The organism is Pseudomonas sp. KH_046_2 (assembly GCF_057838985.1).
This window is the reverse complement of sequence record NZ_CM174480.1, coordinates 1,831,290-1,851,586: the sequence shown is the minus strand read 5'-3', so window position 1 is coordinate 1,851,586 and position 20,297 is coordinate 1,831,290. Positions and strand designations below refer to the sequence as shown.

18 protein-coding genes and 1 pseudogene are annotated in these 20,297 nt (G+C 58.1%); 3 read left to right on the top strand and 16 right to left on the bottom strand.

Annotation, left to right across the window (positions count from 1 at the left end; translation table 11 throughout):
- Positions 1–154: 154 nt before the first annotated feature.
- Positions 155–571, top strand: a complete 417-nt coding sequence (locus AC3IX1_RS08435; protein WP_489387824.1) for an OsmC family protein — start codon at positions 155–157, stop codon at positions 569–571.
- A 62-nt stretch (positions 572–633) separates the two neighbouring features.
- Positions 634–1,494, top strand: a complete 861-nt coding sequence (locus AC3IX1_RS08430) for a pirin family protein (RefSeq protein ID WP_489387823.1) — start codon at positions 634–636, stop codon at positions 1,492–1,494.
- A 148-nt stretch (positions 1,495–1,642) separates the two neighbouring features.
- Here the strand turns inward: AC3IX1_RS08430 and AC3IX1_RS08425 are convergent, their stop codons facing one another.
- From AC3IX1_RS08425 to AC3IX1_RS08410, 4 genes are all read right to left on the bottom strand, one after another.
- Positions 1,643–2,371 carry a dienelactone hydrolase family protein gene (locus AC3IX1_RS08425; RefSeq protein WP_489387822.1) on the bottom strand — a complete coding sequence of 243 codons (729 nt, stop codon included), beginning with the start codon at positions 2,369–2,371 and terminating at the stop codon, positions 1,643–1,645.
- 67 nt (positions 2,372–2,438) lie between these two features.
- Entirely contained in the window at positions 2,439–4,343 is a 1,905-nt protein-coding gene (gene htpG / locus AC3IX1_RS08420) for a molecular chaperone HtpG (protein WP_489387821.1), read from the bottom strand.
- 81 nt (positions 4,344–4,424) lie between these two features.
- A complete protein-coding gene (locus AC3IX1_RS08415; protein ID WP_008049698.1) occupies positions 4,425–4,877 on the bottom strand; it encodes a PaaI family thioesterase in 453 nt (150 codons plus the stop codon).
- Positions 4,874–5,350 (bottom strand): PaaI family thioesterase, encoded by a 477-nt coding sequence (locus AC3IX1_RS08410; protein WP_489387820.1) that lies wholly within the window; start codon positions 5,348–5,350, stop codon positions 4,874–4,876. The genes AC3IX1_RS08415 and AC3IX1_RS08410 overlap by 4 nt, the downstream gene beginning before the upstream one ends.
- 158 nt (positions 5,351–5,508) lie before the next feature.
- Between AC3IX1_RS08410 and AC3IX1_RS08405 the strand changes: the two genes are divergently transcribed.
- Positions 5,509–5,763, top strand: a complete 255-nt coding sequence (locus AC3IX1_RS08405; RefSeq protein ID WP_489387819.1) for a hypothetical protein — start codon at positions 5,509–5,511, stop codon at positions 5,761–5,763.
- A gap of 67 nt (positions 5,764–5,830) precedes the next feature.
- On the opposite strand, the pseudogene AC3IX1_RS08400 reads toward AC3IX1_RS08405, so the two are convergent.
- The 12 genes and pseudogenes from AC3IX1_RS08400 to sdhC form a co-directional block, all read right to left on the bottom strand.
- A pseudogene (locus tag AC3IX1_RS08400) lies at positions 5,831–5,947 on the bottom strand (MAPEG family protein); the annotation flags it as partial.
- A 20-nt stretch (positions 5,948–5,967) separates the two neighbouring features.
- Entirely contained in the window at positions 5,968–6,705 is a 738-nt protein-coding gene (locus tag AC3IX1_RS08395; RefSeq protein WP_489387818.1) for a DUF599 domain-containing protein, read from the bottom strand.
- 202 nt (positions 6,706–6,907) lie between these two features.
- The gene (brnQ, locus tag AC3IX1_RS08390; RefSeq protein ID WP_489387817.1) at positions 6,908–8,221 is read right to left on the bottom strand and encodes a branched-chain amino acid transport system II carrier protein; all 1,314 of its coding nucleotides are present in this window, start codon (positions 8,219–8,221) and stop codon (positions 6,908–6,910) included.
- Positions 8,222–8,622: 401 nt separating this feature from the next.
- The gene (gene sucD, locus AC3IX1_RS08385; protein ID WP_007919877.1) at positions 8,623–9,504 is read right to left on the bottom strand and encodes a succinate--CoA ligase subunit alpha; all 882 of its coding nucleotides are present in this window, start codon (positions 9,502–9,504) and stop codon (positions 8,623–8,625) included.
- A complete protein-coding gene (gene sucC, locus AC3IX1_RS08380; RefSeq protein ID WP_007919879.1) occupies positions 9,504–10,670 on the bottom strand; it encodes an ADP-forming succinate--CoA ligase subunit beta in 1,167 nt (388 codons plus the stop codon). The genes sucD and sucC overlap by 1 nt, the downstream gene beginning before the upstream one ends.
- A 196-nt stretch (positions 10,671–10,866) precedes the next feature.
- Complete coding sequence (lpdA, locus tag AC3IX1_RS08375) at positions 10,867–12,303, bottom strand: dihydrolipoyl dehydrogenase (protein WP_053156817.1); 1,437 nt, start codon at positions 12,301–12,303, stop codon at positions 10,867–10,869.
- Positions 12,304–12,401: 98 nt separating this feature from the next.
- Positions 12,402–13,616 (bottom strand): 2-oxoglutarate dehydrogenase complex dihydrolipoyllysine-residue succinyltransferase, encoded by a 1,215-nt coding sequence (odhB, locus tag AC3IX1_RS08370; RefSeq protein ID WP_489387816.1) that lies wholly within the window; start codon positions 13,614–13,616, stop codon positions 12,402–12,404.
- 42 nt (positions 13,617–13,658) lie between these two features.
- A complete protein-coding gene (locus AC3IX1_RS08365) occupies positions 13,659–16,490 on the bottom strand; it encodes a 2-oxoglutarate dehydrogenase E1 component (RefSeq protein ID WP_223542121.1) in 2,832 nt (943 codons plus the stop codon).
- A 253-nt stretch (positions 16,491–16,743) separates the two neighbouring features.
- Positions 16,744–17,448: a succinate dehydrogenase iron-sulfur subunit gene (locus AC3IX1_RS08360; RefSeq protein WP_095944019.1), complete on the bottom strand. Its 705-nt coding sequence runs from the start codon at positions 17,446–17,448 to the stop codon at positions 16,744–16,746.
- Positions 17,449–17,459: 11 nt separating this feature from the next.
- The gene (sdhA, locus tag AC3IX1_RS08355) at positions 17,460–19,232 is read right to left on the bottom strand and encodes a succinate dehydrogenase flavoprotein subunit (RefSeq protein WP_489387815.1); all 1,773 of its coding nucleotides are present in this window, start codon (positions 19,230–19,232) and stop codon (positions 17,460–17,462) included.
- A 3-nt stretch (positions 19,233–19,235) separates the two neighbouring features.
- Entirely contained in the window at positions 19,236–19,604 is a 369-nt protein-coding gene (gene sdhD, locus AC3IX1_RS08350; protein WP_008049683.1) for a succinate dehydrogenase, hydrophobic membrane anchor protein, read from the bottom strand.
- Positions 19,598–19,972 carry a succinate dehydrogenase, cytochrome b556 subunit gene (sdhC, locus tag AC3IX1_RS08345; RefSeq protein WP_032829628.1) on the bottom strand — a complete coding sequence of 125 codons (375 nt, stop codon included), beginning with the start codon at positions 19,970–19,972 and terminating at the stop codon, positions 19,598–19,600. Before sdhC ends, sdhD begins: the two co-directional genes overlap by 7 nt.
- Positions 19,973–20,297: the final 325 nt, after the last annotated feature.

The window sequence follows — 20,297 nt, the reverse complement described above, 5'->3', positions numbered from 1 at the left end:
GATTGCGCCCATGCTGGGCGCACTACGAAAAGCCCCGCAGTCGCGGGGCTTTTTTGTGGGCTCGAAGATTGGAGCACCCGAAAAGCGCGATGGCTCTATACCTTCAAGGTCTTTTTTGATCGAATGAGTTTTCCTGTCGCCTGCGAGGTTTCCCATGACCGTTACTGTCAACACCGTTTCAGCCGAAGGCTTTCGCCACAGCATCCAGATCGATGACCACGAACTCTTCGCCGACGTGCCCGTCACGGCGGGTGGTGAAGGCTCGGCACCGGAGCCACACGATTATTTCGATGCCGCGCTGGGTGCCTGCAAAGCCCTGACCCTGAAGCTGTATGCCAAAAAGAAAAACATCCCGCTGACCGGTGTCGGTGTGGAGGTCAAGCGCGACAACAGTGAAGAGCAAAAAGGTAAATACGCGCTGCACGTCAAACTGACCCTCAAGGGCGTACTCACCGACGCCCAGCGCGATGAACTGCACCGCGTGGCCGATCGCTGCCCGATCCACAAGCTGATGACCACCTCTGAAGTCAGCATCGAAACGCATTTGTCCGAAGGCGCGTTCAGCCAATAGCGGCAAGGGCTGCGCAAGCGGGTTATGCTCGAACGCATTACCCGCTCAGCCTGGAACGCACCATGAACACTCCGCTCGTGATCCGCCCCCGCGCCGAAGATGTCGAAGGCCAGCCGATTCTCCGCCCGCTGCCATCGGCCAAGTGCCGCAGCGTCGGGCCATTCGTGTTTTTCGACCACATGCTGGAAACCCGTTATCCACCGGGCAAAGGCATGAACATCCGCCAGCATCCACACATTGGCCTGTCCACCCTCACCTACTTGTTCCAGGGGCAGATCCAGCACAAGGACAGCCTCGGCTCCGATCAAGTGGTCGGGACTGGCGACGTCAGCTGGATGACGGCCGGCAGTGCCATCGCCCACGTCGAACGCACGCCAGAAGCCCTGAGAGAAAGCGGCTTCACCATGCACGGATTGCAAATCTGGCTGGCTTCGCCCAAGGACAAAGAACAAGGTCCGGGGCATTACAGCCACCATCCATCTTCCACATTGCCGGTCAGCGAAAACCTGGGGGTGAAGATTCGCATGATTGCCGGGTCAGGCTTTTGCCTGGAATCGCCCGTGCCGGTGCTTTCTCCTACGTTGTACGCGGAACTGCACCTGCAAACGGCGACGACATTGCTGATCCCCACCGAGCATGAAGAACGTGCGCTGTATGTGTTGAGCGGCGAAGTGCAACTCGATGGCGAGCCGATAGCGCCGTACTCGCTGGTGGTACTGCCTGCGGGGGAAGAGATGACACTGTTTGCTGAAAGCGACAGTCATGCCGTGTTGTTTGGCGGCGCACCGCTGGACGGGCCACGACGGATCAACTGGAATTTTGTCGCGAGCGATCCGGCAACAATTGATGAAGCACGCCGGCGTTGGGCGGCTGGGGATTGGCCTACCGTGCCGGGGGAAAGCGAGCGGATCGAACTGCCTTAGTTTTTCTATCGTTTGTCAGGTCGCCTTCGCGGGCAAGCCCGCTCCCACATTTGACCGAGTCGGTCACAGAAACCTGCAAACAACACAATTCCCTGTGGGAGCGGGCTTGCCCGCGAAGGGGCCGGCACTCACACCGACCAAATCACGATCAGCCCTTGAACACTTCATCCAGCAAGTTGTGCATCGACGTGAACGCCCGGGCAGCCACCTTGGCGTCATACATCATCATGCCCGGCACGTTGGCGTGGGGGTCGGTGAACGAGTGGAACGCACCGCCGTAGCTCAGCAACTGCCAGTCCACACCGGCCGCGTTCATTTCATCTTCGAACGCCGGCAACTGCTCCTTCGGCACCAGTGGATCGGAGGCACCATGCAGTACCAGGACCTTACCCTTGATGTTTTTCGCGTCGGCCGGATTCGGTGTGTCCAGCGTGCCGTGGAACGACACCGCCGCTTTCACTGGCGCGCCGGTACGGGCGAACTCCAGGGCACAGCAACCGCCGAAGCAGAAACCGAAAGTGGCCAGTTTCGAAGTATCGACAGCCACTTCACCCTGGCTTTGCAACTGTTCGAATGCCACCTGCATGCGCTTGCGCAGCAATGGGCGGTCATTCTTCAACGGCATCATGGCAGCGCCGGCCTCGTCATTGTTCGTCGGACGAATCGATTGACCGTAAAGGTCTGCAATCAGCACCACATAACCCTTGGAGGCCACCGATTTGGCGATCTCCTCGGCACCGGCGCTGACGCCCATCCAGTTCGGCGCCATCAACAAACCCGGGCGCGGGCCTTTATGGTCGGCATCGAAGGCCAGACGGCTTTCGTAAGCCTGGCCGTCAATCTGATAGGCAACGGAACGTACAGTGATTTGGCTCATTTCTGACTCCTGATGTTTTAGCACCGAAATGAAAAAAACCGCCGAAGCGGGTTTTTCTACAACACAGTCAGGCCGATAGCTCGACCAACAGCTTATTCAGACGGCGCACATAGGCCGCCGGGTCTTTCAAGCTGTCGCCGGCCGCCAGGGCCGCCTGATCGAAGAGGATGTGCGACAGATCGCCGAAGCGCTCGTCGCTCTGCTCGTTGTCGAGCTTCTCGATCAGCGGGTGAGCCGGGTTGAACTCGAAAATCGGCTTCGAATCCGGAACCTTCTGGCCGCTGGCTTCCAGGATCTGGCGCATCTGCAAGCCCAGGTCCTGCTCGCCGATCGCGAGGATCGCCGGCGAATCGGTCAGGCGATGGGACACCCGAACTTCCGCAACGGATTCGCCCAACGCGGTCTTCAGACGCTCAACGAGACCTTCTTTGGCCTTGGCGACTTCTTCCGCAGCCTTCTTGTCCTCTTCCGAGTCCAGATTGCCCAGGTCCAGGTCACCGCGCGCCACGTCGACAAAGCTCTTGCCTTCGAAGTCGCTGAGGTAGCTCATCAGCCACTCGTCGATACGGTCGGTCAGCAGCAGCACTTCGATGCCTTTCTTGCGGAAGACTTCCAGGTGCGGGCTGTTCTTGACCTGGGCGTAGGTTTCGCCGGTCAGGTAGTAGATCTTGTCCTGACCTTCCTTGGCGCGCGCCAGGTACTCGGCCAGGCCAACAACCTGCTCGCCATCGTCGCCGTGGGTCGATGCGAAACGCAGCAGGCCGGCGATTTTCTCCTTGTTGGCGAAATCTTCTGCCGGGCCTTCTTTCATGACCTGACCGAAGTTTTTCCAGAAGCCCTTGTATTGCTCAGGCTCGTTCTTCGCCAGTTTTTCCAGCATGTCCAGGACACGCTTGGTCAGCGCCGACTTCATCGAGTCGATGATCGGGTCTTTCTGCAGGATTTCCCGCGACACGTTCAGCGACAGGTCATTGGAGTCGACCACGCCTTTGATAAAGCGCAGGTATAGCGGCAGGAAAGACTCGGCCTGATCCATGACGAACACGCGCTGTACGTACAACTTCAGGCCTTTCGGCGCTTCACGCTGGTACAGGTCGAACGGCGCACGGGTCGGCACGTACAGCAGCGAGCTGTATTCGAGCTTGCCTTCGACCTTGTTGTGGCTCCAGCTCAGCGGGTTTTCGAAATCGTGAGCGATGTGCTTGTAGAACTCCTGGTATTCCTCGTCCTTGATCTCGGTACGCGGACGGGTCCACAGGGCGCTGGCGCGGTTGACGGTTTCCCACTCAACGGCCGGCTGCTCTTCGCCTTCGGTAGCGGCCACTTCTTTCGGCAACTCGATCGGCAAGGCGATGTGGTCGGAGTACTTCTTGATGATGTTGCGCAGGCGCCAGCCATCGGCGAACTCGTCTTCACCGGATTTCAGGTGCAGGACGATGCGAGTGCCGCGTTCGGCCTTGTCGATGGTCGCAACTTCGAAATCACCTTCGCCCTTGGACGACCAGTGCACGCCTTCGCTGGCAGCGCTGCCGGCACGACGGCTGTACACATCGACTTTATCGGCGACGATGAAGGCGGAGTAGAAACCGACACCGAACTGGCCGATCAGGTGCGAATCTTTCTTCTGGTCGCCGCTCAGGTGCTTCATGAAATCGGCGGTGCCGGACTTGGCGATGGTACCCAGGTGGGTGATCGCGTCTTCACGGCTCATGCCGATACCGTTGTCTTCGAGAGTGACGGTTTTAGCGTCCTTGTCGAAGCTCACGCGGATTTTCAGTTCGGCACCACCTTCCAGCAGCTCTGGCTTGGCCAGGGCTTCGAAACGTAATTTGTCGACAGCGTCAGAGGCGTTCGAGATCAATTCGCGAAGGAAAATTTCCTTGTTGGAATACAGCGAATGGATCATGAGATGCAGCAGTTGCTTCACCTCGGTCTGGAAGCCCAGGGTTTCCTTTTGAGTTTCCACACTCATGGTCATCAAACTCCAATCAGATGGCATAAGCCGCGACCATGAGGGTCGACGGCGGGTTGTCCTCAGAGTTTGGGGCTGAGTTCAGGATTTCAAGGGCTCTTCGAGTTTGAAATGTGCACGGGCCGTGGCAATGGGTTCGGCTTCGGTGCTTTGCCAGGCGGTAATCGCCACATTGGCGACCCGGCGACCCTGGCGCCAGACCTGGCATCGGGCCCAGGTATCGCGAAATTGCCCGGCTCGCAGGTAATCCAGGGAGAAGTCGATGATCTTCGGCACCCCGGGCGATCCGGTAAACACCAACAGGTGCAGCGCCGCGGCCAACTCCATGAAACCGGCGATCACGCCGCCATGAATCGCCGGCAACAAAGGGTTACCGATGTTGTCCTTGTTCGCCGGCAGCTTGAACAGCAGCTCATCTCCCACCCGTGAACATTCGACGCCGATCAGCCGGGCATAGGGAATCAAATCCAGCAGCGCGGCGTAATCGCCCTGCTCATGGGCCTTTTGCAATTGATCCTTGAGCGACTCGCTCATTGCGCACCTCCGATAACCGTGCCACCAAAGCCCTTGGTGCCTTTGATGTTCTTGCCCATGCGCATGAAAGTGCCCATCACATGGGCAATGGGTTGCCCGGGGTCATCCTGATAGGCGAAGCCACGGGCAAAAATCACGTCGGTGGTGACCCGATAGCACTGGGCAAAGCCGTAGACATCCTTATGTGGCTCGGCGGCGTGCATGTAGTCGATGCGCAGGTCGAGGGTCGGGCAGACTTCGAATTCCGGGAGTACGCAGAGGGTCGCCATGCCACAGGCGGTGTCCATCAGCGAGGTCAGCGCCCCGCCATGAATCACGCCGGTTTCGGGATTGCCGACGATCTGCGGGCTGTACGGCAGCACAATCGTCAGCCCTTCGTTGTTGGCACTGTGAACGCTTAGTCCAAGTACCTGACAATGTCGCAGCGCCGACAGAAAGCGCATCGCACGCTCAAAAACGGGGTTTTCAGCCATTTGATAAAAGCTCTTGTTTATGTTTTTACAGTGGGGTGGCGGTCCGGGTAAAAGTTCCGCACTAGAGCAAACTTATATATCTGAAAGAATTAAGGAACTTAACCCTGATGCATGTGCTCTTAATGCCAGTAGATGCTTTTCATCAGGAGAAACACCCTATGCGTAAGACTTTAGCTATTGCCTTGATGTTGACCGCTTCCCTCGGTCTCGCTGCCTGCGATAAAAAATCCGAGGACAAAGCTCAAGATGCCAACCAACCAGCTGAGCAAGCCCAGCAAAAAATGAACGAAGCTCAGGATAAAGTGAACGACGCGGCGAAAGAAAACGCCGAAGCCGCCAAAGATCAGGCTGAATCGAACACAGAAGCGGCAAAAGAGGCTGCTCCAGCCGCTCCGGAAGCACCTAAGAACTAATACGGTTTTTAGCGTGACAAAAGAAAACCCGCCAAGTGCGGGTTTTCTTTTGCCTTGAAAAAAGTGGTTAGAGCAAAATCGTTCGAAAAGTCGGACTAATCATCAACAACAGCGAACAGATTAATCCCACCAGCCAAACCAGACTGCGTTGCCAGGCCAGGTCCTTCCAGTTACACACTGGATAGCCAGCGCGCGGGCGCCCGATCAGGCAGCCTCTTTATTCGCCTCGGGCAATGGCGCCTCTGTAGGGGTATAGACCATTACGTCGAGAACGTCGGAGTGAAACTCGCGGCGATACAATACGAACACCACACCGGCACTCATCAACATGAACAGCCATGGGCTGACGAACCAGGCCAGCATGGTCATGCCAAAGTAATAAGAGCGCAGGCCAAAGTTGAACTGGTTGGCAGCCATGGAAATGACGCGAGCCGCACGGGAAGCGAACGCCTTGCGCTCTTGCTCCGACACATGACGTTCACCGACCATCGGCGCCGAGCCGACCAGAATGGCGGCAAAGTTGTACTGGCGCATACACCAACTGAATGTGAAGAACGCATAGACAAACACCAGCGCCAGACACAGCAACTTGATTTCCGACATGCCCTGGGATGCCTGTTGCACCATCGGGATATCCGCCAGCAACGATACCGCCCGCTCCGAAGCCCCCAGCACCGTGAGAATACCCGCCAGGATAATCAAGGTACTGGAGGCGAAGAACGAAGCGTTGCGCTCCAGATTGCCGATCACGCTGGCATCGGCGATGCGGTTGTCGCGCAGCAGCATGCGGCGCATCCAGTCTTCGCGATAAAGGTGCAGAACGCTGGCCAGACACGCGGTATCACGGCCCTTCCAGGTGGCATAGCGGGTGTAGCCGCCCCAGCAGATAACGAACCAGACGGCGGCTAGAATGTGAATCAGGTTGGCTTGGATGAACGACATGCAGGTCCTTGTGAAGTAGTAACGGAACACTGAAACCTTGTGGGAGCGAGCCTGCTCGCTCCCACATAGGGTGTTGCAGTGCTTCGACGTTAGCTCAACGGAAAAGGCACCGCATCCCTCACAAAAAAAATGCCCCGTATCGATTGATACGGGGCATTTCTGTTTCTGCTCAAGACCCGCTTGTGGCGGGCCGTGAAGCGACTTAAGCCAAGGCTTCGGCGCGCTTGCCCAGCAGGCGATCGCAAACCACCGCGACCACCAGTGTCATCACCGACGGCACCAGCCAGGCCAGGCCCTGCTCGCTCAGCGGCAGGTGGGCCATTTGCGTCGGCATCCAGTCCGCCAGGCCTGCCCCCTTGAGGGCGTCGATCAGGCCGAAGATGAACGACACCAGCATCACCGGGCCGAGGATACGACCCTGCTCATGCCAGAAGTCCTTGCAGAAGCTCAGCGCCACCAGAACGATGCACGGCGGGTAGATCGCGGTGAGTACCGGGATCGAGAACGCAATCAGCTTGGTCAGGCCCAGGTTGGACACCAGCAGCGAGAACGCGGCGAGGATGATCACCAGTGTCTTGTAGGACAGTGGTAATACGCGGCTGAAGTACTCGGCGCAGGCACAGGTCAGGCCGACCGCGGTCACCAGGCACGCCAGCGAAATCAGCACGGCAAGGAAACCACTGCCCAGCGAACCGAAGGTGTGCTGCACGTAGGCATGCAAAACCGCCGCGCCATTAGTAGCGCCAGCGGCCACTTCATGGCTGCCCGAACCGAGACGGAACAGGCTGACATACACCAGCGCCAAGCCGACACCGGCGATCAGGCCAGCGATGATCGCGTAACGGGTGATCAGTGCTGGCGACTCGACACCGCGGGAACGGATGGCGTTGACGATGACGATGCCGAACACCAGGGCGCCCAGGGTATCCATGGTCAGGTAACCATTGATGAAACCTTGGGAAAACGGTGCCGCCACGTATTCAGGGGTTGCCTGGCCAATGTCACCGGCCGGCAAGGCGAATGCTGCAATGCCGAGTACAGCCAGGGCGATAATCTTCAGCGGTGCAAGGAAGCGCCCTACGGTATCCAGCAGACGGCCCGGATACAGCGAAATGAAGAACACCAGCAGGAAGTAGACCGAGCTGTACAGGAACAGCCCCAGCGGGCTCTCGCCGGTCAGCGGCGCCAGGCCCACTTCGAACGATACTGTGGCGGTACGTGGCGTCGCGAACAGTGGCCCTACAGCCAGATAGCACGCTGCCGCCAACAGACCGCCTGCCAGTTTACCGATCGGACTGCTCAATGCATCCATTGCCCCGCCGACCTTGGCCAGCGCAACAACGGTGATCACCGGCAACCCCACAGCGGTGACCAGAAAACCCAGCGCCGCCATCCAGACATTAGGCCCGGACTGCAAACCGACGATAGGCGGGAAGATGATGTTGCCAGCCCCGACGAACAGGGCAAACGTCATAAAACCAAGTGCCAGGATGTCCTGGCCTTTCAACACTTTCATTAAGGAAATACCACACTACTGAATCGGAATTTAGAGAGGGATTTCCCTATGGGTGAGGGAAATGCTGTCAGTCCGTATAAGACCGACCCTTTTAGCGCGTTGCCGCCTTGTGGGCCGCAGACGCAAAAATGGCGCGTAGCCTAACGAATTTGGCCGATAAACGCACTGTTAGAGGGCGAACTATCCGATATACGACATCTTTGTGTCGCGTTTTTGCATGTTAATGATTGTCGACTGTAAGTCCGTCTTCGCGAGCAGGCTCGCTCCCACATTGGAACGCGCATACCTGTGGGAGCGAGCCTGCTCGCGAAGGCGTCAGTTCCATCAACACATATCCCGGAAACGACAAAGACCACCCGAAGGTGGCCTTTGTCAGCAGAGTTGCAAGCTAAGCGCGAGGCTTACTTGACAGCCCAGCCGGTCAGCTCGGCCAGGGCCTTGCCGATGTCTGCCAGCGAACGCACGGTTTTAACGCCTGCATCTTGCAGAGCAGCGAATTTCTCGTCTGCAGTGCCTTTGCCGCCAGAGATGATTGCGCCAGCATGGCCCATGCGCTTGCCCGGAGGAGCAGTCACACCAGCGATGTAGGAAACAACCGGCTTGGTCACGTGTGCCTTGATGTAGGCAGCCGCTTCTTCTTCAGCCGAACCGCCGATCTCACCGATCATCACGATCGCTTCGGTCTTCGGGTCTTCCTGGAACAGCTTCAGGATGTCGATGAAGTTCGAACCCGGGATCGGGTCACCACCGATGCCGACGCAAGTCGACTGACCGAAACCGGCGTCAGTAGTCTGCTTCACAGCTTCGTAGGTCAGGGTGCCGGAACGGGAAACGATACCGACCTTGCCTGGCAAGTGAATGTGACCTGGCATGATGCCGATCTTGCATTCGCCTGGGGTGATCACGCCTGGGCAGTTAGGGCCGATCAGGACTACGCCCAGCTCGTCGCACTTAACTTTAGCGTCCAACATGTCCAGGGTAGGAATGCCTTCGGTGATGCACACGATCAGCTTGATGCCGCCGAAGGCAGCTTCCAGGATCGAGTCCTTGCAGAAAGGAGCCGGAACGTAGATCACGCTGGCGGTGGCGCCAGTGGCAGCTACTGCGTCTTTCACGGTGTTGAACACTGGCAGGCCCAGGTGCTCGGTGCCGCCTTTGCCTGGAGTTACACCACCAACCATCTTGGTGCCGTACTCGATGGCTTGCTGGGTGTGGAAACTACCTTGCGAACCGGTAATACCCTGGCAGATAACTTTGGTGTCTTTATTGATCAGGACGCTCATTATTTGCCCTCCGCAGCTTTGACAACTTGTTGAGCAGCGTCGGTCAGGCTGGTAGCAGCGATGATGTTCAAACCGCTTTCTGCCAGTACTTTAGCGCCCAGCTCAGCGTTGTTGCCTTCAAGGCGAACAACAACCGGGATTTTCACGCCGACTTCTTTCACGGCGCCGATGATGCCTTCGGCAATCATGTCGCAACGAACGATGCCGCCGAAGATGTTGACCAGTACTGCAGCGACGTTAGTGTCGGACAGGATGATCTTGAACGCTTCGGTAACGCGTTCCTTGGTAGCACCGCCGCCCACGTCGAGGAAGTTGGCTGGTTTGCCGCCATGCAGGTTGACGATGTCCATGGTACCCATGGCCAGGCCAGCACCGTTGACCATGCAACCGATGTTGCCTTCCAGCGCTACGTAGTTCAGTTCGAACTTGGCAGCGTGCGCTTCGCGCGGATCGTCTTGCGACGGATCGTGGAAAGTCTTCAGCTTGGGCTGACGGTACATGGCGTTGGCGTCGATGTTGATCTTGGCATCGAGGCAGTGCAGATCGCCGTCAGCCTTGATCACCAGCGGGTTCACTTCCAGCAGGGCCAGGTCGTGATCCTTGAACAGTTTGGCCAGACCTACGAAGATCTTGGCGAACTGGGCAACTTGCTTGCCTTCCAGACCCAGCTGGAATGCCAGCTCGCGACCCTGGAATGGCTGAGCGCCAACCAGTGGATCGATAGTGGCTTTCAGAATTTTTTCTGGAGTGTCGTGAGCGATTTTCTCGATGTCCACGCCACCTTCGGTGGAAGCCATGAACACGATACGACGGCTCGAACGGTCAACGACAGCGCCCAGGTACAGCTCTTTAGCGATATCAGTGCACGATTCAACCAGGATCTTGGTGACTGGCTGACCGTTGGCGTCAGTCTGGTAAGTCACCAGACGCTTGCCCAGCCACTGCTGTGCGAAGGCTTTGGCGTCTTCTTTGCTGCGAACCAGCTTTACGCCGCCCGCTTTACCGCGACCACCGGCGTGGACCTGGGCTTTGACAACCCACTCGCTGCCGCCGATTTTGTCGCAAGCTTCTGCTGCTGCTTCCGGGGTGTCTACCGCGTAACCGGTGGAAACTGGCAGGCCGTATTCAGCGAACAGCTGCTTACCCTGATACTCGTGAAGATTCATGCTTATTACCGTCTTCGTTAGGTACTGCGCATTCGGTGCTGCACTCATTCAAGTGCCGCACCACCTGTGACTGCTGCTTGCATAGCCTTTCCGGATACCCGGTGCAGCTATGCAAGACTGCGTCCAGCGGATATTCCGCGGTGAGTCTTGCATGCAAGGCTCACGACGGGCCATTCCGCCGTGGTTTCTTATTGTCTTAACGCTTCTTGCGGTTGGCGATGTGGATGGCGCCGCCATTCACAGCCAAAGCAGCTTCGTGCAAGGCTTCAGACAGGGTCGGATGGGAGAAAACCATCATGCCCAGGTCTTCAGCGCTGGTGCCGAATTCCATACCGATCGCGCCCTGCTGAACCAGTTCCGCGGCGCTTGGGCCAATCACGTGGACGCCCAATACGCGGTCTGTCTTGGCATCTGCGATGACCTTGACGAAACCACCGGTGTCGTTGGCAGCCATAGCACGGCCAGAGGCTGCGAACGGGAAGGTGCCGACGTTAACTTCAACGCCTTCAGCTTTCAAGGCCTGCTCGGTTTTACCAACCCATGCGATTTCCGGGTGAGTATAAATAACCGACGGGATCAGATCATAGTTCATCTGGGCCTTGTGGCCCTTGATGCGCTCGACAACCATGATGCCCTCTTCCGAGGCTTTGTGCGCCAGCATCATGCCGCGAACCACGTCGCCGATGGCGTAGACGCCCGGTACGGTGGTGGCGCAGTGATCGTCAACGTGCACGAAACCGCGCTCGTCCAGGGTCACGCCGCAGTCGGCAGCCAGCAGATCAGTGGTCACCGGACGGCGACCAACGGCTACGATCAGCTTGTCGAAAGTGATGTTCTGTTCGCCCTTGGCATCGGTGTAGTTCACCACGACTTCGTCGCCGTTCACTTTGGAACCGGTTACGCGAGCGCCCAGCTTGATGTCCAGACCCTGTTTGGTCAGGGTTTTCAGCGCTTCCTTGGAAACAGCGGCGTCGGCTGCCATCAGGAAGGTGTCCAGGGCTTCCAGGACGGTCACTTCTGCACCCAGACGCGACCAGACCGAACCCAGTTCCAGACCGATCACGCCAGCGCCGATCACGCCCAGACGCTTGGGCACGGATTGGAATTCCAGGGCGCCAGTCGAATCGACGATCACATTCTGGTCAACCGGAGCTGGCGGAATGTCGATCGGACGCGAACCTGGAGCCAGGATGACGTTTTCGGCTTCGATGATTTCTACCGAACCGTCTGGCTTGGTGACTTCGACTTTCTTGCCGGCCAGCAGCTTGCCGTGACCCTGGATGGAGGTCACACCGTTGGCTTTGAACAGGGTCGCAACGCCGGAGGTCAGGCCTTTGACGATGTTGGCCTTGCGGCCGACCATCGCTGGCACGTCCATGGTCACGCCAGCGTGATTGATACCGTGGATCGCGAAACCGTCCTGGGCTTCGTGGAATTTCCACGAGCTGTCCAGCAGGGCCTTGGATGGAATGCAGCCGACGTTCAGGCAAGTACCGCCCAGAGCCAGTTTGCCTTCCTTGTCGGTGTACTTCTCGATGCAGGCCGTCGAAAGACCAAGCTGAGCGGCCTTGATGGCAGCCACGTAGCCGCCAGGGCCCGCGCCGATCACTACTACGTCAAATTTCTGCGACATTCAAAAAATCCTCTTTAGCGAAAAGCTTCAAGCCGCGAGCGGCAAGCCAGGCTGCGGGTTTTCCGACAGCCCGTGCTTGCAACCCATGGCTGCTTCTATCAGATATCCAGCAACAGACGAGCCGGGTCTTCCAGCAGGTTCTTGATGGTCACCAGGAAGGTCACAGCTTCTTTGCCATCGATCAGACGGTGATCGTAGGACAGTGCCAGGTACATCATCGGACGGATAACGACCTGACCGTTGATGGCCATCGGACGCTGGATGATGTTGTGCATGCCCAGGATGGCTGCTTGTGGCGGGTTGACGATCGGGGTCGACATCATCGAACCGAAAGTACCACCGTTGGTGATGGTGAAAGTACCACCGGTCATTTCGTCCATCGACAGTTTGCCGTCGCGGGCTTTCTTGCCGAAGGTGGCGATGCCGCCTTCGATTTCAGCCAGGCTCATCAGTTCGGCGTTACGCAGAACCGGTACAACCAGGCCGCGATCGCTGGAAACTGCAACGCCGACGTCAGCGTAGCCGTGGTAAACGATGTCGCCGCCGTCGATCGAGGCGTTGACAGCCGGGAAGCGTTTCAGCGCTTCGGTAGCTGCTTTCACGAAGAACGACATGAAGCCCAGGCGCACGCCGTTGTGGGACTTCTCGAACAGGTCCTTGTACTTCGAACGCAGGGCCATGACTTCGGTCATGTCGACTTCGTTGAAAGTGGTCAGCATCGCCATGTTCGATTGAGCTTCAACCAGACGCTTGGCCACGGTGGCACGTACGCGGGTCATCGGTACGCGCTTCTCGATGCGATCGCCAGCGGCAAACACAGGAGCAGCGGCAGCCGGAGCAGCAGCCTTGGCAGGTGCGGCAGCAGGAGCAGCTTTCTTGGCTTCGACAGCGGCAACCACGTCTTCCTTGGTTACACGACCATCTTTGCCGGTGCCTTTGACGGAAGCCAGGTTGATGCCGTTTTCTTCGGCCAGCTTGCGAGCAGCCGGAGCTGCGATAGCGTCTTCGTCAGCGCCGGCAGCTGGAGCAGCGGCAGCGGCCGGAGCAGCGGCGGCTGGAGCAGCGGCAGCAGCGCCACCTTCAACGATGGAGCCCAGGACTTCGTCGGACAGAACGGTTTCGCCTTCGTTCTTGACGATAGCGCCCAGCACGCCGTCAGCGGTAGCCAGCACTTCCAGCACGACTTTGTCGGTTTCGATGTCGACGATCAGTTCGTCGCGCTTGACCGCGTCGCCCGGTTGCTTGTGCCAGGTGGCAACGGTGCCATCAGCAACCGATTCCGGGAAAGTGGGGGCTTTGATCTCGATAGCCATTGTCTGTGGTTCCTTAAATTCGGTTTCAGGTGCGCGAAGGCGTTAAACAGTAAAGGCGTCTTGCAGCAGTTTTTCCTGCTGTTCGGCGTGCATCGATGCGTAACCGCATGCTGGTGCAGCAGAAGCCTCACGGCCCGCGTACTCGAGTACGAGAGACTTGTTGAGGTTGCTGATGCTGCGACGCATGTGGTGTTGGCTGCAGTACCACGCACCCTGGTTCATCGGCTCTTCCTGACACCAAACGGCAGCTTTGACGTTGGTGTAAGGCGCCAGGACTTCTTTCAAGTCGTCCTCTGGGAATGGGTACAGCTGCTCGATACGCACGACAGCGATGTCGTCACGACCTTCGGCACGGCGTTTTTCCAGCAGGTCGTAGTAGACCTTGCCGCTACACAGAACAACGCGCTCGACCTTTTTCGGGTCTTGGGCATCGATTTCCGGGATGACGGTCTGGAACGAACCTTCGGCCAGATCTTCCAGCGTCGAGATGGCCAGCTTGTGGCGCAGCAGCGACTTCGGAGTCAGAACGATCAAAGGCTTGCGCAGCGGGCGAATCACCTGACGACGCAGCAAATGATAGATCTGTGCCGGCGTAGTCGGCACGGCTACCTGAATGTTGTGCTCGGCGCACAGCTGCAGGTAACGCTCCAGACGCGCCGAGGAGTGCTCCGGCCCCTGACCTTCGTAACCGTGCGGCAGCAACATGGTCAGACCGCACAGACGGCCCCACTTGTGCTCGCCACTGGTGATGAACTGGTCGATAACCACCTGGGCACCGTTGGCGAAGTCGCCGAACTGGGCTTCCCAGATCACCAGCGCATCAGGCGTGGTGGTCGAGTAACCGTATTCGAACGCCAGTACGGCTTCTTCGGACAGGAACGAATCGTACAGGTCGAAACGTGGCTGGCCGTCGTACAGGTTCTGCAGCGGGATGTAGGTGCCCGCGTCCTTCTGGTTGTGCAGGACAGCATGGCGGTGCGAGAACGTACCGCGGCCGATGTCCTGGCCAGTCATGCGAATCGGGTGACCTTCGAACGCCAGGGTCGCGTACGCCATGGTTTCGGCGTAACCCCAGTTGATCGGCAGGCCGCCGGCTTGCATCTTCTGGCGGTCTTCGTAGATCTTGGCAACCTGGCGCTGAACCACGAAGCCTTCCGGGATTTCCAGCAGCTTGGCGGACAGTTCCTGCAGGGTCTTCAGATCGAAGCGAGTGTCGTGACGTGCGGTCCAGGCGTGGCCCAGATACGGACGCCAATCCACGAACAACTCTTTGTTCGGCTCTTTGACCAGGCTCTTCACCACGTGAAGACCGTTGTCCAGTGCGTTGCGGTATTCGTCGACTTTCGCCTGAACACGCTCTGCGTCCAGCACACCGCCCTGGGTCAGACGATCGGCATACAGCTCACGGGTGGTGCGCTGTTTGGTGATCTGCTGATACATGATCGGCTGGGTGCCGCTTGGCTCGTCGGCCTCGTTGTGGCCGCGACGACGGTAGCAGACCAGGTCGATCACCACGTCACGCTTGAACTGCATGCGGTAGTCGATGGCCAGCTGGGTCACGAACAATACGGCTTCCGGATCATCACCATTCACATGGAGGATCGGCGCCTGGATCATTTTCGCAACGTCGGTCGCGTACTCGGTGGAACGCGAGTCCAGCGGGTTACTGATGGTGAAACCGACCTGGTTGTTGATCACGATGTGCACGGTACCGCCGGTCTTGAAACCGCGGGTCTGCGACATCTGGAAGGTTTCCATGACCACGCCCTGACCGGCGAACGCAGCGTCACCGTGGATGGAGATCGGCAGAACCTTCTCACCGGTCGGATCGTTACGACGATCCTGACGGGCGCGAACCGAACCCTCGACCACCGGGGAAACGATTTCCAGGTGGGACGGGTTGAACGCCATGGCCAGGTGAACTTCACCGCCGGAGGTCATCACGTTGGACGAGAAGCCCTGGTGGTATTTCACGTCACCGGAGCCCAGCTCGACCTTCTTCTTGCCTTCGAACTCGTCGAACAGCTCGCGCGGGTTCTTGCCGAAGGTGTTGACCAGCACGTTCAGACGGCCACGGTGGGCCATGCCGATGACGATTTCCTTGGTGCCGTAGGAACCGGAACGCTGGATCAGCTCGTCGAGCATCGGAATCAGGCTTTCGCCGCCTTCCAGACCGAAACGCTTGGTACCCGGGTATTTGGTGCCCAGGTATTTTTCCAGGCCTTCGCCGGCGGTCACGCGCTCAAGCAGGTGGCTCTTGATGTCGGCGGAGTACGTCGGACGACCGCGCACGCTTTCCAGACGCTGCTGGAACCACTGGCGCTGCTCGGAATCGGTGATGTGCGTGAACTCAGCGCCGATGGTGCGGCAATATGTCTGCTGCAACGCTTCGTGAATTTCGCGTAGGCTCGCTTCCTCTTTGCCGATGAACAGGTCGCCGGCACGGAAGGTCGTATCAAGATCGGCATTGGTCAAGCCGTAATGATTGATCGACAGGTCTGCAGGTGCAGGACGCTGCCACAGTCCCAGCGGGTCAAGCTGGGCTGCCTGGTGGCCACGCATACGGTAGGCCTGGATCAATCGCAGCACTTCAACTTGCTTCTTCTCGTGCTCACTGCTCACGCTGCCGGCGGAAACCGGTTGGGCGCGGCGCTGGTTCTTTGCCAGCAAGACGAAATGATCGCGAATTGTGGAGTGCGAAACATCGGTGGCAGAGTTGCCGTCAGCAGGCAACTTCTGGAAGTAGGTGCGCCACTCTTCTGGCACAGCGTTAGGGTCGTGCAGGTAGAGCTCGTAAAGCTCTTCCACATAGGCAGCGTTACTACCGGATAGGTAGGCACTGTTCCACATGCGCTGCATCACGCTTTCTTGCATGCTTGGTCACCCTCGGTTAGGGGAACACCACCGGTGTCGACACCGAGCAAACTTGCAGAAGTCCGAATGCAGCGACCAAAACAAGCCACTAGGATCACACTGATAGTCCGGGTACCAGCCCGGATGCCCCTGCTTGTCTCATTTCTTCAAAATAAGAGCCGCAGCCTTTTAAGCTGCTGCTCAGGTTAAAACTACGGCGCCGGTTGAAGCCTGCGCCGTAGCATCTACGGGTACAGCGGGTACAGCAGCTGAATCACACGCCGCTTGAGAGCAACATGTTACGGATGTGACCGATGGCCTTAGTCGGGTTCAGGCCTTTCGGACATACGCTGACGCAGTTCATGATCCCGCGGCAGCGGAATACGCTGAACGGGTCATCCAGCGAAGCCAGACGCTCGGACGTCTTGGTGTCACGGCTGTCTGCCAGGAAGCGGTACGCTTGCAGCAGGGCAGCTGGACCCAGGAACTTGTCCGGGTTCCACCAGAAGGACGGGCAGGAAGTCGAGCAGCAGGCGCACAGGATGCACTCGTACAGACCGTCCAGCTTTTCACGCTCTTCAGGGGACTGCAGACGCTCGATGGCCGGAGCCGGGGTGTCGTTCTGCAGGTATGGCTTAACCTTCTCGTATTGCTTGTAGAAGATGCTCATATCGACGACCAGGTCACGGATAACCGGCAAACCTGGCAGAGGACGAACGATCAACTTGTTACCTTTTACGACCGCAGACAGCGGCGTGACGCATGCCAGGCCGTTTTTGCCGTTGATGTTCATGCCGTCGGAACCGCAAACACCTTCACGGCAAGAGCGACGATAGGAGAAACCCTCGTCCTGCTCTTTGATCAGGGCCAGCACGTCCAGCACCATCAGGTCTTTACCACCGGTATCAACCTGGAATTCCTGCATGAACGGCGCGGCGTCCTGATCAGGGTTGTAACGATAAACGCTGACTTGCAACATGGCGGCCACCCTTAATAAGTCCGAATCTTAGGTTCAAAAGTCGGAACAGTCTTCGGCGAGAAGTTCACGGCACGCTTGGTCACGCGCTTGTCACCCGGGAAGTACAGGGTGTGGCACAGCCAGTTTTCGTCGTCACGATCTTCGAAGTCTTCACGGGCGTGAGCACCACGGGACTCTTTACGTACTTCTGCAGCGATGGCGGTGGCTTCGGCCACTTCCAGCAGATTCTGCAGTTCCAGAGCTTCGATACGCGCAGTGTTGAACGCCTGCGACTTATCGTTGATCTTCACGTTGGCGATGCGCTTGCGCAGGTCAGCCAGCTGGGCAATACCCTTCTGCATGTATTCGCCAGTACGGAATACACCGAAGTAGTTCTGCATGCAGTTTTGCAGCTCGCGACGCAGGGTAGCCACGTCTTCGCCTTCAGTACGCTCGTTCAGGGCGGACAGACGCGCCAGGGCAGCCTGGATGTCGGCGTCGGTGGCGTCGTCGTATTCGATACCGTCGGTCAGCGCCTTTTCCAGGTGCAGGCCGGCAGCACGGCCGAATACCACCAGGTCGAGCAGCGAGTTGCCGCCCAGACGGTTGGCACCGTGAACCGATACGCAAGCCACTTCGCCCACGGCGAACAGGCCAGGGATGATCTCATCGACGCCTTCGTCGTTCTGGGTGATTGCCTGACCGTGAATGTTGGTCGGAACGCCGCCCATCATATAGTGGCAGGTCGGAACAACCGGAACCGGAGCAACAACCGGGTCAACGTGGGCGAAAGTCTTCGACAGCTCGCAGATGCCTGGCAGACGGCTGTGCAGCACTTCCTCGCCCAAATGGTCGAGTTTGAGCATTACGTGGTCGCCATTCGGACCGCAACCGTTGCCGGCGATGATCTCTTTAACCATCGAACGGGCAACAACGTCACGACCGGCAAGGTCTTTGGCGTTCGGAGCATAACGCTCCATGAAACGCTCGCCGTGCTTGTTGATCAGGTAGCCACCTTCTCCACGGCAACCTTCGGTAACCAGTACACCAGCGCCGGCGATACCGGTCGGGTGGAACTGCCACATTTCGATATCCTGCACCGGAACGCCAGCACGCAACGCCATGCCAACGCCGTCACCGGTGTTGATCAGGGCGTTGGTGGTCGAAGCGTAGATACGACCTGCACCGCCGGTAGCCAGTACGGTGGCCTTGGCACGGATGTAGGTGGTTTCGCCGGTTTCGATGCAGATGGCGATCACGCCGACGAACTCGCCTTCGCCGTTCTTCACCAGATCGACAGCGTAGTACTCGTTCAGGAACACGGTACCGGCTTTCAGGTTGCCCTGATAAAGGGTGTGCAGCAGAGCGTGACCGGTACGGTCGGACGCAGCGCAAGTACGCGCAGCCTGGCCGCCTTTACCGTAGTCCTTGGACTGACCACCGAATGGACGCTGGTAGATACGACCTTGCTCGGTACGCGAGAATGGCATACCCATGTGGTCCAGCTCGTAAACGGCAGCCGGGCCTTCCTGACACATGTATTCGATAGCGTCCTGGTCACCGATGTAGTCGGAACCCTTGACGGTATCGTACATGTGCCAGCGCCAGTCATCGTTCGGGTCAGCGGACGCGATTGCGCAGGTGATGCCGCCCTGGGCGGATACAGTGTGCGAACGGGTCGGGAAAACCTTGGTGATCACGGCAGTCTTGTGACCGCCCTGTGCCAGTTGCAGCGCTGCGCGCATGCCGGCACCGCCACCACCAATAATGATGGCGTCGAAAGAAATCGTTGGAATGTTAGCCATGACTCAGATACCCCAGAGAATCTGCACGCCCCAGACGAAGTAAGCGAACATCGCAACGCCGCAGACTGCCTGGAAAAGGAAACGTATAGCCGTCGCGGACTTGCCGAACGCCATTGGCGTCAGGTAGTCGGTCGCGATGGTCCACATGCCGACCCAGGCGTGAGCGCCGAGGGCAACGAGGGCCAGGAGGCTGAAGATACGCATTCCGTTATGGGCGAACAGTTCATGCCACTGGGCGTACTCGAGGCCAGGGTTGGCCACGATGTATCCGATCAGGAAGATGAAGTAAGCCGCGAGAACGACCGCAGACACACGTTGCGCCATCCAGTCATAGAGGCCCGAACGCGACAGGTTCGTGACGTTAGTTACCATATCCAAACTCCTGCCAGAACGATTACCACCACGGAAACGGCGATAACGATTTTCGAGCCCAGCTTGCCGCCTTCCAGCGTCTCACCGATGCCCATGTCCATGATCAAATGGCGCACACCGGCTACCAGGTGATAAAGCAGAGCGGACAGGATGCCCCATGTCACTAGCTTGGCTAGCGGACTGGTCAGACACGCTTTCACCTGACCGAAGCCTTCCTCGGAGCTCAGCGACTTGTCCAATGCGTAAAGCATGATGGCAAGGCACACGAAGAGGATGACACCGGAAATTCGGTGAAGGATGGACGTGTAAGCAGTGACTGGGAGTTTGATGGTCCTTAGGTCTAGGTTTACAGGTCGTTGGCTTTTCACGGCTTTTTTTTCACACTGAAGAGCCCCTAACAATCAGGGCAAAGTTGTTGGGGAGTGCACTGGTCAGGTAACCACCACCCAGGGATGCGACCCCCAATGAAAGCAAGCCCAAAAGCCCTTGGCGGTCGGTGGCCGAGTATAGACAGTTAGGCTACTAATGACAACGCAAACACCTAACCCAAACAGCTGATTGCGCAACTGACATAAAAGGCGTAAATGGCAGCCAATTTCGAGAAAAAAGTCCGGTTAAAGCCTTCTGGAGCAAGACTTTAGGCAAATTGACATTCGAATTTATCTCACTATAGTGGTGCGGGCCCTGCGTGGG